Origin of the sequence: Mesorhizobium sp. BE184 (genome assembly GCF_031457045.1) — a bacterium.
GTDB lineage: Bacteria > Pseudomonadota > Alphaproteobacteria > Rhizobiales > Rhizobiaceae > Mesorhizobium.
Genome location: NZ_JAVDVU010000001.1, coordinates 162,033 through 177,793, shown reverse-complemented (window position 1 = coordinate 177,793; position 15,761 = coordinate 162,033). Strand labels below are relative to the sequence as shown.

General features: G+C 63.9%; 17 protein-coding genes. 9 read left to right on the top strand and 8 right to left on the bottom strand.

The window, feature by feature from the left end:
* Positions 1 to 57: 57 nt before the first annotated feature.
* The 4 genes from J2X35_RS00830 to J2X35_RS00815 all read left to right on the top strand — a co-directional run bounded on the left by J2X35_RS00830 (position 58) and on the right by J2X35_RS00815 (position 3,261).
* Entirely contained in the window at positions 58 to 978 is a 921-nt protein-coding gene (locus J2X35_RS00830) for an ABC transporter ATP-binding protein (RefSeq protein WP_310180362.1), read from the top strand.
* Positions 979 to 1,039: 61 nt separating this feature from the next.
* Positions 1,040 to 2,176 carry an ABC transporter permease gene (locus J2X35_RS00825; RefSeq protein WP_056107382.1) on the top strand — a complete coding sequence of 379 codons (1,137 nt, stop codon included), beginning with the start codon at positions 1,040 to 1,042 and terminating at the stop codon, positions 2,174 to 2,176.
* Positions 2,177 to 2,395: 219 nt separating this feature from the next.
* Entirely contained in the window at positions 2,396 to 2,725 is a 330-nt protein-coding gene (locus J2X35_RS00820) for a DUF1236 domain-containing protein (protein WP_310180359.1), read from the top strand.
* Between the two features lie 161 nt (positions 2,726 to 2,886).
* Positions 2,887 to 3,261 carry a hypothetical protein gene (locus tag J2X35_RS00815; protein ID WP_082542361.1) on the top strand — a complete coding sequence of 125 codons (375 nt, stop codon included), beginning with the start codon at positions 2,887 to 2,889 and terminating at the stop codon, positions 3,259 to 3,261.
* Positions 3,262 to 3,321: 60 nt separating this feature from the next.
* On the opposite strand, the gene J2X35_RS00810 is transcribed toward J2X35_RS00815, so the two are convergent.
* The gene (locus tag J2X35_RS00810; protein ID WP_244478698.1) at positions 3,322 to 3,690 is read right to left on the bottom strand and encodes a hypothetical protein; all 369 of its coding nucleotides are present in this window, start codon (positions 3,688 to 3,690) and stop codon (positions 3,322 to 3,324) included.
* Between the two features lie 167 nt (positions 3,691 to 3,857).
* On the opposite strand from J2X35_RS00810, the gene mbfA reads away from it, so the two are divergent.
* The gene (gene mbfA / locus J2X35_RS00805; RefSeq protein ID WP_310180357.1) at positions 3,858 to 4,841 is read left to right on the top strand and encodes an iron exporter MbfA; all 984 of its coding nucleotides are present in this window, start codon (positions 3,858 to 3,860) and stop codon (positions 4,839 to 4,841) included.
* A gap of 4 nt (positions 4,842 to 4,845) precedes the next feature.
* On the opposite strand, the gene J2X35_RS00800 is transcribed toward mbfA, so the two are convergent.
* The gene (locus J2X35_RS00800; RefSeq protein ID WP_310180355.1) at positions 4,846 to 5,061 is read right to left on the bottom strand and encodes a DUF1127 domain-containing protein; all 216 of its coding nucleotides are present in this window, start codon (positions 5,059 to 5,061) and stop codon (positions 4,846 to 4,848) included.
* A 69-nt stretch (positions 5,062 to 5,130) separates the two neighbouring features.
* On the opposite strand from J2X35_RS00800, the gene J2X35_RS00795 reads away from it, so the two are divergent.
* Entirely contained in the window at positions 5,131 to 5,811 is a 681-nt protein-coding gene (locus tag J2X35_RS00795; RefSeq protein ID WP_056107370.1) for a helix-turn-helix transcriptional regulator, read from the top strand.
* Between the two features lie 21 nt (positions 5,812 to 5,832).
* Here J2X35_RS00795 and ligD read toward each other — a convergent pair whose 3' ends face one another.
* The 3 genes from ligD to J2X35_RS00780 form a co-directional block, all read right to left on the bottom strand.
* On the bottom strand, positions 5,833 to 8,367 hold the full coding sequence (gene ligD, locus J2X35_RS00790) for a DNA ligase D (protein WP_310180352.1): 2,535 nt from the start codon (positions 8,365 to 8,367) through the stop codon (positions 5,833 to 5,835).
* A 10-nt stretch (positions 8,368 to 8,377) separates the two neighbouring features.
* Positions 8,378 to 9,253: a Ku protein gene (locus J2X35_RS00785; protein ID WP_310180351.1), complete on the bottom strand. Its 876-nt coding sequence runs from the start codon at positions 9,251 to 9,253 to the stop codon at positions 8,378 to 8,380.
* 92 nt (positions 9,254 to 9,345) lie between these two features.
* Positions 9,346 to 9,852 carry a ferritin-like domain-containing protein gene (locus J2X35_RS00780; protein WP_310180348.1) on the bottom strand — a complete coding sequence of 169 codons (507 nt, stop codon included), beginning with the start codon at positions 9,850 to 9,852 and terminating at the stop codon, positions 9,346 to 9,348.
* Between the two features lie 339 nt (positions 9,853 to 10,191).
* Between J2X35_RS00780 and J2X35_RS00775 the strand changes: the two genes are divergently transcribed.
* Complete coding sequence (locus tag J2X35_RS00775) at positions 10,192 to 10,338, top strand: hypothetical protein (RefSeq protein WP_156459729.1); 147 nt, start codon at positions 10,192 to 10,194, stop codon at positions 10,336 to 10,338.
* Here the strand turns inward: J2X35_RS00775 and J2X35_RS00770 are convergent.
* The 3 genes from J2X35_RS00770 to J2X35_RS00760 all read right to left on the bottom strand — a co-directional run bounded on the left by J2X35_RS00770 (position 10,332) and on the right by J2X35_RS00760 (position 13,882).
* A complete protein-coding gene (locus J2X35_RS00770) occupies positions 10,332 to 10,670 on the bottom strand; it encodes a DUF1850 domain-containing protein (RefSeq protein WP_310183670.1) in 339 nt (112 codons plus the stop codon). The two genes, J2X35_RS00775 and J2X35_RS00770, sit on opposite strands and share 7 nt — an antisense overlap.
* A 45-nt stretch (positions 10,671 to 10,715) precedes the next feature.
* Positions 10,716 to 12,833: a TRAP transporter permease gene (locus tag J2X35_RS00765; RefSeq protein WP_310180345.1), complete on the bottom strand. Its 2,118-nt coding sequence runs from the start codon at positions 12,831 to 12,833 to the stop codon at positions 10,716 to 10,718.
* An 89-nt stretch (positions 12,834 to 12,922) separates the two neighbouring features.
* Entirely contained in the window at positions 12,923 to 13,882 is a 960-nt protein-coding gene (locus J2X35_RS00760) for a TAXI family TRAP transporter solute-binding subunit (RefSeq protein ID WP_056107355.1), read from the bottom strand.
* Positions 13,883 to 14,125: 243 nt separating this feature from the next.
* On the opposite strand from J2X35_RS00760, the gene J2X35_RS00755 reads away from it, so the two are divergent.
* Positions 14,126 to 14,488 (top strand): YciI family protein, encoded by a 363-nt coding sequence (locus J2X35_RS00755; protein WP_310180343.1) that lies wholly within the window; start codon positions 14,126 to 14,128, stop codon positions 14,486 to 14,488.
* Positions 14,489 to 14,498: 10 nt separating this feature from the next.
* Positions 14,499 to 15,746, top strand: a complete 1,248-nt coding sequence (locus J2X35_RS00750) for a DUF6596 domain-containing protein (protein WP_310180342.1) — start codon at positions 14,499 to 14,501, stop codon at positions 15,744 to 15,746.
* Positions 15,747 to 15,761 lie beyond the last annotated feature (15 nt).

Sequence of the window (15,761 nt, the reverse complement as noted above, 5' to 3'; positions counted from 1 at the left end):
AGGCTACCGGCGTCTTTGGTCCGATTGCCGACTGTCGACTGCCGACTGCCGCCCCTCATGAACGTCATCGACGTCCGCGACCTCACCAAGCGCTTCGGCGATAAGACTGTCGTCGACCATGTCACCATGACGGTGGCGGAGGGGGAGATCGTCGGCTTCCTCGGTCCGAACGGCTCCGGCAAGACGACGACGATCCGCATCATGTGCGGGCTCCTGACGCCCGACGAGGGCGAGGGCACGGTGCTTGGCTTCGACATCCGCACCGACAGCCTGAAGATCAAGCGCGAGGTCGGCTACATGACGCAGCGCTTCTCCTTCTATGAGGACCTCACCATCGAGGAGAACCTCGAATTCGTGGCGCGGCTTTATGAGCTGAAACCGGTGGCTACCTATGTCGCCGACACGCTGGACGATCTCGGCCTTACCTCACGCAAGGACCAGCTTGCCGGCACGCTTTCCGGCGGCTGGAAGCAGCGGCTGGCGCTGGCGGCCTGCATCATGCACAAGCCGAAGCTGCTCCTGCTCGACGAGCCGACGGCCGGCGTCGATCCCAAGGCGCGACGCGAGTTCTGGGATGAAATTCACCGGCTGGCGCATGGCGGGCTCACCGTTCTGGTCTCCACCCACTACATGGACGAAGCCGAGCGCTGCCACCGCATCAGCTACATTTCCTACGGAAAGATGCTGGCGACGGGAACGGTGGAAGAGGTGGTGAAGAATGCGGGACTCACCACCTTCGTGCTGCAAGGTCCGAACCTGGACAGGGCCGCGGCGGCGCTGAAGGACAAGCCCGGCGTCGAGCAGGTGGCGCCGTTTGGCGCGACGCTGCATGTGGTCGGCTCCGATAAGACGGCGCTGCAAGCCGCGCTGAAGGACGTCGAGACGGAATTCGAGGGCGTGACGGTCAGGCCCGGCGAAACCAGCCTCGAGGACGTGTTCATCCAGTTCATGTCGGGATCGAAGGACAACATGGGATGAAACTTCTTCTGCAACCGTCGAGAGGCGCGGCGCTTACGCTCCCCCTTGGAGCGTTGCGCTCATGAACACCGTCCTCTCCCCTGCCCGGCTCGGTGCGCTGCTGATCAAGGAATTCATCCAGATGCGGCGCGACCGCGTCACCTTCGCGATGATGCTGGGCGTGCCGCTGATGCTGCTGGTGCTGTTCGGCTTCGCCATCAACAACGACCCAAAAAGCCTGCCGGCGGCGCTGCTGGCGATGAGCAACGACCAGTATACGCGCGCCATGGTCTCGGCGCTGGAGAACACCAACTATTACCGCTTCGACCACATTGTCGAAAGCGAGGCTGAAGCGGAGCTGCTGATGGCCAGCGGCGACGTCGCCTTCGTCGTCACCATCCCCGCCGATTTCGCCACGCGGGTCGAGCGCGGCGACGCGCCGCAAATCCTCATCGAGGCCGACGCAACCGACCCCTCGGTCGCCAGCGGCGCCATCTCGACGCTCGGCACCATCGCCAACCAAGCCTTGCTGCGGGCGCGGGGGATGCAGGAAACCGCCGCTGAAACCGCCCATAGCCAGCTCGAAGTGGTCGTCCACCGGCGCTACAACCCCGAGGGGGTCTCGCAATACAACATCGTGCCGGGCCTGCTGGGCGTCATCCTGCAGATGACGATGGTGATGATGACGGCGGTGGCGCTGACGCGCGAGACCGAGCGCGGCACGATGGAGAATCTGCTGGCGATGCCCGCCAGCCCGGTAGAGATCATGCTCGGCAAGGTGCTGCCCTATGCCGCCGTCGGCGCGGTGCAGGTCGTGGTGGTGCTGTTCGCAGCCAAATTCCTGTTCCATGTGCCCTTTGTCGGCAGCTTGCCGCTGCTGCTCTCCGGCATTCTCGTTTTCGTGCTGGGGCTGGTGCTGCTGGGCTACACGATCTCGACCGTATCGCGTACGCAGATGCAGGCAATGCAGCTTACCTTCTTCTTCTTCCTGCCTTCGATCCTTCTGTCCGGCTTCATGTTCCCCTATCGCGGCATGCCGCAATGGGCGCAGTGGATCGGCGAGGTGCTGCCGCTGACGCATTTCCTGCGGGTCATCCGCGCGGTGATGCTGAAGGGCGCCGAACTGCCCGCCGTAGCATCCGAGATCGGCTGGCTGACGGTGTTCGTCGTGGCATTCGCGCTGGCGGCGCTGGTGCGCTTCCGGCGAACGCTGGACTGACCGAAAACCGCACCGCTTGGCCGTCTACAGCCAGCCAGCATGAAGCGTCGTTACATTATGTGAGGGAACGGGCTGCCCTCCCGGGCGGTTTTCGGACCCGAGGCACGACGCCTCGCATGTCGAACGGCAGGTGTCTTCGGCTGCCCTCTTGGCAGCTTTTCATGCTGGCGTTCGTCATACGACGCCAAGGGCCGTGAAGGGGCATAACAGGAGGTTACCATGAAAACGAACATCACCGCTGCGATTGCCGGGCTTGCTCTTCTGTCCGGCGCCGGTCTGGCTGCGGCACAGGACGTTGTCGTCCAGCCGCAGGAACAGATCATCATCCAGCCGCAGCAGGAAACCGTTATCCGCGAGTATGTGAAGAAGAAGCCGCTGGCGTCGATCGCCATCCCCGGCGTGGAACTGAATATCGGTTCGACAGTGCCTGAAACGGTCGAACTTCACGCCATCGAGGCACCGGACATGCAATATGAATATGTGGTTGTCGACAACCGCACCGTGATCGTCGATCCCGGCACGCGCCGCATCATCCGGGTTCTGGATTGAGCCTAGACAGAGCATCTGAAGGAGCCCGTGCGGTGCGCCGCGCGGGCTCCGGCTGTTTCGACCCCAGTGCATCACCAACTATTTCGCGCATAAGGCGAAAACTGATTTGAAACAATTCGCCGCTCACTGGCGTTGTGAGCGGGAAAGAGGAGACATCACCAATGCGCAACATGTGTAAGATTCTGGCTTTAGCGACCGCTTTGGCGGGCATTTCATTTTCCGGCGCGTCCGCACAGGGCGTCGACATCCAGATCGGTCCCGGCGGCGTGACGGTGGACCGGGACTGCAACCCGCGCTACGAGCGCTGCCGCGGCGAACGCGACTGGCGCCGTGATCGTCGCCACGACGACGACGATTTCAGGCGCAGCGAATGCACGACGGACCGCGCGCTGATGAAGGCGTCCCGCATGGGCATCCGGCGCGCCCGCGTCGTCGATGTCGGCCGCCGCAGCATCGAGGTTCGCGGCATACGCCGGGGCGACCGCGTCGAGGTGAGCTTCTCGCGCCGCGACCGCAGCTGCCCGATCATCGGCTGATCGAGCTTTTCCGAAATGAAAAAGCCTCCGGATCGCTCCGGAGGCTTTTTTTTGCGTGTGCTATCCGAGAAGCGTAGGCCGCTTGGCTCCGCCTGCCTTGCGCCAGGCATTGAAGCGGTGCGTGGCGGCGGCAAACGATATCTTCATCTGCTGCGCGACCGTATAGCGCGACTTGCCTTCATCGAAGAGTCGATAGCAGCATTCGACTCCCTCCTGCGACAGCTTTCCATCCCTGGTCTTGTTGTGCGGATTGGCCGGATCGAATTTCTCGGCCTGCTGTTCCACCATGCCCTTGAGGCGCTGCAAGTCGGCCTCGATGGAGGCGATCAACTCCAGAACGGGCTTCGGATCGAAGGATTTCGGCGATGCGCCGTCCGCGGAGTGGCTATGTGAATTGTCGGCGTGCTTCGGATGCTGCTTTTCGGACATGCGGGTTCCCTTGTTCAGGCCTCCATCATATAGGCGAACGTTCGCTGATAAAAAGACGGCGGAAGGCAAAGCCGGAACAAAATTTTCGTACTGTCGTTCGGCAGGCAATTGACCCCGTACGCCGGGACAGGTAGTTTAGAATCATTCTAAACTAGAGAACGCCAATCATGCTTTCCCGTGTTTTCGGCTTCGGCCGCCGCGCCTTCGATTCGCTCTCGGAACAGGAAGTTCTGGCGCTTGCCATTTCCTCCGAGGAAGACGACGCCCGCATCTATCGTTCCTACGCCGACGGCTTGCGCGAGACGTTTCCGCAGTCGGCGAAAGTATTCGACGGCATGGCCAAAGAGGAGGACGGCCACCGCGACGCGCTGATCGACATGCACCGCAAGCGTTTCGGCGAACGCATTCCGCTGATCCGCCGCGAGCATGTGCGCGGCTATTATCAGCGCAAGCCCGACTGGCTGGTGCGGCCGCTCGGCATCGACAAGGTGCGCGGGCAGGCCGAGGAGATGGAGCAGCAGGCCTACCGCTTCTATGTCGAAGCAGCCAAACGCACCGCCGACGCGCAGACGCGCAAGCTGCTCGATATGCTGGCGGCCGCGGAACAAAGCCATGAATCGCTGGCCCAACGGCTCGAGATGACGCACGTGCCCGGCAAGGTGAAGGGTGAAGAGCAAGCGGCCGAACGGCGGCAGTTCATCCTCACCTATGTGCAGCCGGGCCTCGCCGGCCTGATGGACGGCTCGGTGTCGACGCTGGCGCCGATCTTCGCCGCCGCCTTCGCCACGCAGAACACATGGCAGACCTTCCTTGTCGGCCTGTCGGCCTCCATCGGTGCCGGCATCTCGATGGGATTCACGGAAGTCGCCTCGGATGACGGCAAGCTGTCTGGTCGCGGCTCGCCGATCAAGCGCGGCATCACCGTCGGCCTGATGACGGCGCTGGGCGGGCTGGGGCACACCCTGCCCTATCTGATCCCGCATTTCTGGACAGCGACGGGCGTGGCGGCTGTCGTCGTGTTCATCGAATTGTGGGCGATCGCCTTCATCCAGAACCGCTACATGGAAACGCCGTTCCTGCGCGCGGCCTTCCAGGTGGTGCTGGGCGGCGCGCTGGTGTTCGCGGCAGGTGTGCTGATCGGCAGCGCGTGAGCACTCACAGCCGCCAGAACGACCTGGCGCATTCGCGGCGAACCTCCTCCTGCGTCAGGCCAAGGTCCTGCAGCCTGTGGTCGTCCAGTTCGGCCAGGTCGAGCCGCTGCAAATGACGGTCGTAGGCACGCATCAGCCGGACGAAGAAACCACGCAGGCTGAAACGGGGGAAACGCCGGAGCGCGGCCGGTTCCGGCCGGGCCCGTTGAAATTGGGTCATGACTGCCCTCCTTGATTGCGCCGGAGAATAGTGGTTCTCTGCCGACAATGCTTCGATGGAGGTCGAACAATGAAAGACGGACCCGATCTCGCCCGCATCGCCAATCTAGTCGGCGACCCGGCGCGCGCCAACATGCTGACGGCCCTGATGACGGGAACAGCCCTGACGGCCAGCGAGTTGGCGCTGGAGGCCGGCATCGGCCTGCCGACGGCGAGTTCGCACCTGACCAAGCTGTTGGAGGGCGGACTGCTGTCCGTGGCGAGCGAAGGCCGGCACCGCTACTACCGTCTGGCTGGCCCGCAGGTGGCGGGGATGTTGGAAGCGATCATGGGCGTTGCCGCGACGCTCGGGCCACAGCGGGTGCGCCCCGGTCCGCGCGAAGCGACGATGCGCGAAGCCCGCGTCTGCTACGACCACCTGGCCGGTGAACACGCGGTAAAGATGCTGGACAGCTTTTTGGCCCGCAAGCTGCTGGTGCGCGATGGCAAGGAGATCAGGCTTGGCAAGGACGGCGCCTCGCACTTCGCGGCCATCGGCATCGATGTCGAGGTGCCTGGAAAATCACGCCGGCCGGTGTGCCGAGATTGCCTCGACTGGAGCGTGCGCCGCTCGCATCTGGCCGGCACGCTGGGCGCGGCCATTCTGGACAAGATCCTGGCGGAGAAATGGGCGCGGCGCGAGAAGGATAGCCGCGTGGTGACATTCTCACCCAAGGGAAAGCAGGAATTCGCGCGGGTGTTTCTGGGTTAAAGCACCCTTCCCCACCGAAACCTACCCCAGCTTCAGCGCCTTGCCGCGGTTGAAAAAATCCTTCCACGGATCGTCGCCCTCGATGCGGGCAAGAGTCGTCTTGTCGCCGATCAGGAAGGCATTGGGCGGCAGGCCGTCCTCGATGTCCTTCCAGGTCACCGGCATGGACACGGTGGCGCCTTTCTTGGCGCGCGAGGAATAGGGTGCGACCGTGGTCGAGCCGCGGCCATTGCGCAGGTAGTCGATGAATATGCGGCCGGTACGCGCCTTCTTGGACAGGGTGGCGGTGTAGCGGTCAGGCGCTTCCTGCTCCATGGCACGGGCGAAATCATGCGCGAAACCTTTCACCGCATCCCATTTCGCCGCCGGCTTCAACGGCACCATGACATGATAGCCCTTGCCGCCGGAGGTCTTGACGAAGGTCGGCAGCGACAGTTCCTCCAGCTTGGCGCGAATTTCCAGTGCAGCCGCCAGCACCTTATCCACCCCAACGCCCTCATCGGGATCGAGATCGAACACGATCTGGTCGGGCATGGCGATCTCGTCAACCTTGCAGCCCCAGATGTGGATTTCCACCACGCCCATCTGCACCAGCGCAGCTATGCCGTCGAAATCCTTGACGTAGAGGATTTCCTCGCCGTCCTCGGGGTCTTTGGAGCGGAGGATCGCCTCGTTCATGCCGGGCGACGCATGCTTCTGGAAAAATTGCTGGCCGCCGACGCCGTCCGGTGCGCGCACCAAGGCCAGCGGCCTGTCGATGACGAACTGCCTCATGCGCGGCCAGACCAGCGCGTAGTGTTCCAGCAGGGCCTGCTTCGATATCTTTTCATCAGGCCAGAGCAGTTTTTCGGGATGCGACAGCTTCACCGAGGTCTCGATCGCCGAAGCGCTTTTTGCCTTCGCGGGCGGCTTGGCGGTTGCTTTCGCGGCCTTGTTTTCGCTGCTGCTGGTCGCGGCTTTCGGCTTTTCCTGCACGACTTCCTCCGCCGGCTTGTCCTCGCGCAATCCCTGGAAGGATGCGTGGCGGAGTATACGGTCGCTGGTCCAGCTGCGAAACTCCACTTCGCCGACAAGCTCCGGCTTGACCCACACCAGTCCTTTTGCGCCCGGCACCTTGGTGTCGAAAGGCGATTTGGCCGTCTTGATGGCGTCCAGCTTTTTCTTGAGATCGTCCGCGACCCGCGCGGTAAAGCCAGTGCCGACACGGCCGGCATATTTCAGCTTGCCGCCCTCGTGATAACCGACCAGCAATGAACGCAAGCCGCGTCCGGTCTTTTCCGAGGGCAGATAGCCGCCGATGACGAATTCCTGCCGCTGGGTGCATTTCGACTTGATCCAGGCAAGCCCGCGCCCGGATCGGTAAGGCGCGTCGGCGCGCTTGGAAACCACGCCTTCCAGACCCATGCGGCAGGCGTGCTTGAGCATGATCCTGCCCGGCTCGGTGAAATGGTCGCTGTAGCGCAGCGCCGAATCGTCAGGCTGGCCGGCGAGCAGTTCCTCCAGCATCGCCTTGCGCTCGGCCAGCGGCTCCTTGCGCAGATCCTCGCCGTTCAGGCGCAGCAGGTCGAAGGCGTAGTAGACCATGCAGTCGGTGGTGTTCGCGGAAAGGGCGGCCTGCAGAAGCGAAAAGGACGACACGCCGTTGTCGGCCAGCACGACGATCTCACCGTCGACGATGGCGTCGCCGCATTTCAAGCCGCCGAGCGCCGCCGTGATCGGGCCTTCGAAGCGCCCGGTCCAGTCGAGCCCGGTGCGGGTCAAGAGCCGCACATCCGTGCCGGCAAGCTGGGCCTGCATGCGGTAGCCGTCGAACTTGACTTCGTGCAGCCATTCCTTGCCGCCCGGCGCTTCACGCTGCAGCGTCGCCAGCGCCGGTTCGATGAAATCCAGCTTCGCGGCGGCCTTTTGCTTTGCCTTGCCTGTCGCCGGCTTGTTGGAATGCCACACTTTTGGCTTTTCGCCTTTCGCGGCCTTGCCCGCCGCGACATCCTCGATGGTGAGGCCCGTCTTCACCGACTGCGGGGCATCGGCGAGAATGTCCTCGCCGGGACGCGCCGCCGCGTCGTCGGACTTGATGAGCAGCCAGTTGTCCTTCTTCTCGCCGGGGCGCGGCTTCAGGCGCACCAGATGCCATTTGCCGGCCAGCTTGTGGCCGTGCAGCTCGAAATCGATATGACCCTTCTTCATCCCCTTGGCGGGATCGTGATCGGGCGTCCACGTGCCCTCGTCCCAGACGATGACCGTGCCGCCGCCATACTCGCCCTTGGGAATGGTGCCCTCGAAGGGCGCGTAGTCGATCGGGTGGTCCTCGACATGGACGGCCAGCCGCTTTTCCGATGGATCGAGGCTGGGGCCGCGCGTCACCGCCCAGCTCCACAGCACGCCGCCATGCTCGAGCCTCAGATCGTAGTGCAGACGCGTGGCGTCGTGCTTGTGGATGACGAAGATGCCGCCGCCATCCTTGCGGGCCCTGGCCGGCGGAACCTCGCCGGCCGGCTCCCTGGTCTTCGAGAAATCGCGCTTGGCGCGATATTGTTCAAGCGCGGGCCCAGCCATCGCCCGGAACCTATGCCGACTTGCGCTTGGGCGCCGCCTTCGTCTTCGGTTCCGGCGCCTTCTTCTTCGACGCCTTGGCTGCCTTTGCCGGCGCGCCGTCCTGGTCGTTGTCGGCGGCGAGGCTCTTCTTCAGTGCGTCGAACAGATTGACGACGTTGGAAGGCCTGGAGGCAGCCTTGGCCTTGGGCGCCTTCTTGCCGGCTTTCTTGGCGCGGATCAGCTCAAGCAGCGCTTCCTCATACTTGTCGTCGAATTTCGAGGGATCGAACTTGGCGCTTTTCTTGTCGATGATGTGCTGGGCGAGGTCGATCATTTCCTTGTCCGTCTTCACCGCCTTGATGTCGTCGAAGACGGTGTCCGGCTGGCGCACGGTATTGTCATAGCGCAGGGTGGTCAGCACCATGCCCTTGCCCAGCGGCTCGATGACCACGGGGCGCTCGCGGCGATAGAGCACGATGCGGGCGAGGCCTGCCTTCTTCTTCGCCGCCATGGCGTCGCGGATGACGGCAAAGGCGTCCTCCGAAACCTTGTCGGCCGGAGCCAGATAGTAGGGCGTGTCGAGATAGATCTGCTGGATCGAGGCTTTGTCGACGAAGCCGTCGAGGCTCATCATGTCGGAGGATTCGACCCGCACCGCGTCGATCTCGTCCTCCTCGATGTGGACGTAGTCGCCGCTGTCGACTTCATAGCCCTTGATCTCGTCCTCGTCCTCAATGGGCTTGCCGTTCTCCGCATCGACATAGATACGCTTCACCGTGTTGCCGGTCTTCCGGTTGAGGATGCGGAACGAAACCTTCTCGGCGTGGGTGACCACGTTGGTCAACTCCACGGCGCAGGTGACGAGAGAAAGCTTGAGATAGCCCTTCCAGGCGGGGCGCGGTGCCATGAAAAACTCCTACGCATGAACCAGAAACCGAAACGGGCGCAGCCCGTTCCGGTTCCCGACGGTAAGCTTGCCTGCTCCCGCAGGCAATGCGGTTACTCGGCGGCCTGCAGGTTGATCTTCGATTCCGCCATCTCGCTCAGCTTGCGGTCGGTGGCCACCTCCTCCTTCAGGTTGTTGGCCAGCACATTGGCGCAGTCGGAACGGCCCATCTGCTTGGCCCAGGCGATCAGCGTGCCATAGCGCGTCATCTCGTAGTGCTCGACGGCCTGCGCCGAGGCGATCAGCGCAGCATCGAGAACCTGCTTGTCGTCGATATCGCCGCTGACTTCGTCGGCCTCTTCCAGAATGCCGTCGATGGCCGGGCAGTTCACCTGCTTGGCCTTGACGCCATGCAGTTCGAAGACTTCCTCGACCCGGGCGATATGGCCCTTTGTCTGTTTCAGATGCATCTCGAAACCTGCCTTGAGCTCAGGCGCGGTCGCCTTGTCGATCATCTTCGGCAGCGCCTTCTCGATCTGCTTTTCGGCATAGTAGATGTCCTGCAGCGTGTGCACGAACAGGTCGTCCAGTGTTTTGATGTCCTTCGAAAAGAAACCCATGATTCAATCTCCTGATTTCATTGTGCCGCCCTCGCCGGTCCTAAGCGCAACGTGTCGCTCGCAGCGTTGTTCCGGCGCACAGGGACTGCGTGGCAAATGTGATCGAAGGGCGCGGTGCAAGTCCGAGCCTTGGCGGGGCGCCATGTGACGCAAAAAGCACAGTGGCGAGAATGCCGGCAACCGGCACGGAAAGACCGCCAGTTAGCCGCAATCCCGCCACGAAGTGACTGATTTTCGCGGAAAAATTAACATCGCGTTCACTGAGGATTCACCTCTTTGAACTACGATTTCCCCAATTCGGAAGGGACTCCGAAAAAAGGGACAGGGACTGGTGCTGAAATGACTATCTGGAACCAAATCGCCGGCTATGCCGCCGCCATCCGCGAATTCGTCGCGCCGACCTATCGGCCGGAGCGCCACTACATGCGCGGACCTGGCCCGGCCTGCGCCCGCCGTGGCAACGTGCTGGGCGTGAGCGCTCACTGATCATGTTCGCCGTCACAAGCCGTCACGACAGCCGGATCGCCCGGCCGGGCACCGATCACCGTGCAACCACCTATCGCGCAGAGCGACCAGCCGCCGCCCGTCGCCCCTGAGGCGGCGAGGACGAGGCGTTTTTGCGGCCCCACCTTGGGCGCATAGGACCACCAGCCATCCTCCAGCACAGAGCCTTCGGGCGGGTCCATGCCCGCGCCGGAGCCCTTGACCCGCGCGGCGACGATCTGCAGCCCCGCCGGCGTCAGCTTCCAGTCCTCCTCCCAGCGCGTCTTCTCGACTGAATGCGTCCATGACAGCGTAAAGGCAGTGGCGGTGATCATTGCCGTCTTGCCGGCGGAGAGGATACAGAGCGCGGGCAAGATCACTCAAACGGCCGTAGCCGGCGTGGCCTTGCGCGCGCGCCACCAGTGCCAGGCTATCCAGGCGAAGGCCAGCACCCAGCCGGCCTCGTCGGTGAGCGGCAACGCCATGACCAGAAGCACGCCGGCGGCGAATGCCAGCAGCCTCTCCCATATGGCCATGCGGGCGACCAGGAAGCCGACCGCCGCCGCGCCCCACAGAACGATGCCCATGCAGGCTTTCAGCACGATGTAGGTTACCTCGACCGGGTAGCCGAACTGCGCCGCGATCGGGCCGGGATCCTGCAGCATCAGCGCCGGGGTGTAGACGGCCATGAACGGCACGACGAAACCGGCGATGGCCAGCTTCGAGGCCTGTATGCCGATTTTCAACCCGGATTCCTTGGCCATGGGCGCGGCGGCGAACGCCGCCAGCGCAACGGGTGGCGTCAGGTCGGCCATGATGCCGAAATAGAAGACGAACATGTGGCTGACGATCAGCGGCACGTCGAGCGCAAGCAGCGCCGGCCCAGCCAGCGACGAGGTGATGATGTAGTTGGGGATGGTCGGGATGCCCATTCCCAGCACCAGGCAGGTGATCATCGTCAGCACCAGCGACAGGAACAGATTGTTCTCGCCGACGGAAATGATCCAGCCGATGAAGGTGGAAGCGATGCCGGTAAGCGTCAGCGTGCCGATGACGATGCCGACGATGGCGCAGGCGATGCCGACCGGCAGCGCGTTCTTCGCCCCTTCGGCCAGCGAGTCGACGCAGATCTGCAAGGTTTCGCGCCCGCCCTTGAAGGTGACGCAGGCGATGACCAGCGCGGCTATGACCAGCGACAGGACGTTGACGCCGTATTCGACGAAGGATGCGGCCGCCAGCCCGAGCGCCAGCCAGAAGACGACGCGGAAGGCGAAGGGGCCGATCAAGGCCGCGAGCGGCGTGCCGAGGATAAGCACGATGGTCAGCGCCAGGCCCATCGTCCCGGCGAAGATCGGCGTATAACCGGCGAACAGCAGATAGACGAGCGCCGCAAGCGGCAGCACCAGCGGCCAATGCTCGCGCACAGCCTTCCACGGGTTCGGCAGGCTCGCCTTGTCCATTCCGCGCAGGTTCGCTTTGCCGGCCTCGAGATAGACCTGCCAGAAGCAGGCGCCGAAATAGAGCAATGCAGGGATGATCGCCGCCTTGACGATGGCGGCGTAAGGCACGTTGAGTGTTTCGGCCATGATGAAGGCGACGGCGCCCATCACCGGCGGCATGATCTGGCCGCCCATCGACGATGTCGCCTCGACCGCACCGGCGAAAGCGGAGCGGAAGCCGAAGCGCTTCATCAGCGGAATGGTGAACTGACCGCTGGCCACCACATTGGCGACGCCGGAGCCGGAGATCGTGCCCATCAGCGCCGAGGAGAGCACGCAGACCTGCGCCGGACCGCCGCGCCAGGAGCCGACCAGCCCCAGCGCGAAATCGTTGAACAGCGCGATCATGCCGGCCTTTTCGAGAAAGGCGGCGAAGACGACGAAGATGAAGATGTAAGCGGCGGAGACATAGATCGGGGTGCCGAATATGCCTTCCGTGCCATAGGCGAAGGTGTCGATGATCTGGGCGACATCATAGCCGCGATGCACGAAGGGCGCCGGCAGGTAGTTGCCGAAGAAACAATAGAGCAGGAAGAGCAGCGCGATGACGGCGAGCGGCAGGCCCATGATGCGGCGGGCCGCTTCGAAAACCAGCACAATCAACACAGCGCCGACGACAAGGTCCGGCATCGTCAGGAAGCCGGAGCGCCGGATCAGGTCGACATAGAAGACCCAGTTGTAGACGCCGGTGGCGAAGCCGAGGATGCCGAGAGTCCAGAACCATGTCTTGGCGACGCTGCTGGTGGCGCGGAGATTGGCGATCAGACCGAAGCCGAGCAGAAGCAGGAAGCCGACATGCATGGCGCGCACCACCTGGCTTGGGATGCTGCCATAGGCGGCCACGTAAATCTGGAAGACGGAGAACGCGATGGCGATCAAAAACGCCACCTTGCCGGCTATGCCTTCACCGAAGCCGGGCGGCAGACCCTCGACCTGCTCCTCGCCGGCCGGAATGTGGATGATGTCAGGTTTTTCCTGACCCTGCGCTGCCTGGCTCATCGTCGTGTCCTCCCGGAAAAATCGTTGCAAGGCACCATCCCGGCCGATGGCCGGAACAGCGCCTTGCGCAATCAGGCAAGCCTTGAGGCTTACTTGATCAGGCCTTTTTCCTTGTAGTACTTCTCCGCGCCGGGGTGCAGCGGGATCGGCATTCCATCCAGGGCCTTGGCCGGATCGATCGCCTTGGCGGCGGCATGGGATGCAGTCAGCTTGTCGAGGTTATCGAACAGCAGTTTGGTCATCTGATAGGCGGTTTCGTCCGGAACGTCCGACTGGCTGACGAGGAAATTGCCGACGGCGGCCGTCTGCACGTCCTCTTCCTGGCCGTCATAGGTGCCCTTCGGGATGACAACAGAAATGTAGGGCGAGCCGATCTTGGCGACGTCCTCGGCGGGAACGGCGACGACGTTGATGGGCAGCGAGGTGGCCAGATCGCGGATCGAGGCGACGCCAAGGCCGGCCGACTGCAGGGTGGCGTCGAGCTGACGGTTCTTGATGAGTTCGACCGATTCCGCGAAAGGCAGGTATTCGACGCGGCCGAGATCCTCGTATTTCAGACCGGCGGCGGCGAAGATGGCCCGCGCGTTGAGTTCGGTGCCGGAGGCCGGCGCGCCGACGGATAGGCTCTTGCCCTTCAGGTCGGCCAGCGTCTTGATGCCGGACTCCTTGCTGGCCACGATCTGGATGTAGTTCGGGTAGATGGCGGCGATGCCGCGCAGCTTCTCAAGCTTGCCGGGGAAGCCGGCTTCCTTGTTGCCTTCCGCCGCGAACTTGACGGAATCGCCCAGTGCGAAAGCGATCTCGCCCTTGCCCTGCTCGAGAAGGTTGAGGTTTTCGACGGATGCCTTGGTCGCCTGCACCTGGGTGCGCGCGCCCTTGATGCCCTGGCTATAAATCTCCGACAGGGCGACGCCGAGCGGATAATAGACGCCGGATGTGCCGCCAGTCAGAACGTTTATGAATTCCTGTGCCTTGAGCGAACCGGCGCCGAGCGCGAGCGACAGCGCCGCCGTGCCAGCGACAATGAATTTCCTGCCGAAATGCAGCATCTACTGTTTCCTCCCTTTTTGTATACGCGCCCTCCCGGCACGATCCGGCGTGAGTTTAGACACCGGACGCGAAATGCCAACCCAAATTGCGCGCGTTAGACGAACTATCGAACCGCACGGCTCTACTTGCCGGGCGGGAACAAAAAGCAGAAATCTTTTTAAGCCGTGTCGAAACGGAGCAGGTTGGCGCGACATTGGTTCGGTACGCAATGAAGCGGCCTTCAAAATCGTGAGGATACCACCATGCAGTACATGCTTCTCATCAATGTCGACGAAGCCGCGATGGCCGCCATGGCGCCAACCGCCACACCCGACAAGGCCTACGACATGGCCCAGCCCTTCATGGCCTACAACGAGGCGCTGAAGAAGGCCGGCGCCTGGGTCGCCGGCGATCGGCTGGCGCCATCGTCCTCCACCACGCGGGTCCGCCTCCGCGACGACAAGACCGAAGTGCTCGACGGCCCCTTCGCCGATACCAAGGAACAGCTCGGCGGCTACTACATCATCGAAGCCGCTGACCTTGACGCGGCGATCCAGTGGGCGGCGCGCTGCCCCGCCGCGCAGCGCGGACCGATCGAGGTGCGGCCGATCTGGAAGGCGCAATAGGCATGACGCGGTGACCTCCGAGGTCGATATCGCCCGGGCGGCGGCGGAGAATGCTGCCCGGCACAGTTACGGCAAGCTGGTGGCCTTCCTCGCCGCCCGGTCACGCGACGTCGCCGGCGCCGAGGACGCGCTGGCGGAAGCCTTCGCCGCGGCGATCGAGCACTGGCCGCGCGACGGCGTGCCGGACAGGCCGGAAGCGTGGCTGTTGGCAGTCGCCCGGCGGCGCGGCATCGACGCGGCCAGACGGCGCAAGACCGGCATCGAGGCGCAATCGCACCTGATGCTGCTGGCGGAGGAGATGGACGCGGCGAAGGATGCCGGCGACATTCCCGACGAACGGCTGCGGCTGATGTTCGCCTGTGCCCACCCGGCCATCGACCCCGGCATCCGCGCGCCGCTGATCCTGCAGACGATTTTGGGTTTCGACGCGGCGACGATCGCTTCCGCCTTCCTGGTCTCGCCGGCGACGATGGGGCAGCGGCTGGTGCGCGCGAAAAGCCGGATCCGCGACGCCGGAATTCCCTTTCGCATCCCGGAACGGACAGAGCTCGGCGAGCGGCTCGGCGCCGTGCTGGAGGCGATCTACGCGACTTTCGCCGAGGGCTGGTCCGATCCGGCCGGCACCGATCCGCGCCGGCGCAACCTGGCCGCCGAAGGCATATGGCTCGGGCGGCTTGTCGCCGGGCTGATGCCGGGAGAGCCAGAAGCGCTCGGCATGCTGGCGCTGATGCTGTTCGCAGACGCCCGCCGTGGCGCGCGCCGCGACGGCGAAGGAGACTACGTGCCGCTGAGCGAGCAGGACACGAGGCTCTGGAACGCGGCGCTGATCGACGAGGCCGAGGCGCTGCTGCGGCGCGCCAGCGGCATGGAGGGCGTCGGCCGCTATCAGCTGGAGGCCGCCGTGCAATCCGTTCACACGGCGCGGCGGTTGACCGGCATGACGGACTGGCCGGCGATCCGCGATCTCTATGCGGCGCTGGCGGCATTGACCGGATCGCCAGTGGCGGCGATCAACCAAGCGGTGGCGATGGCGGAGGCCGATGGACCGCGAGCCGGGTTGCAAGCGCTGGAAGCTCTGGCGGAAGATGGACGTCTCGCCGGCTACCAGCCTTATTGGGCGGCGCTGGCAGGCCTGCAGGCGCGGCTCGGCCAGGCGCGTGAGGCGGCGCTGGCCTACGACCAGGCCATCGGCCTCGAGCGCGATCCGGCTGTGCGGCAGTTCCTGCAAAAGCGAAAGGCGGCGCTGGGCGCCGCCTGACAGTCTAAACCGACT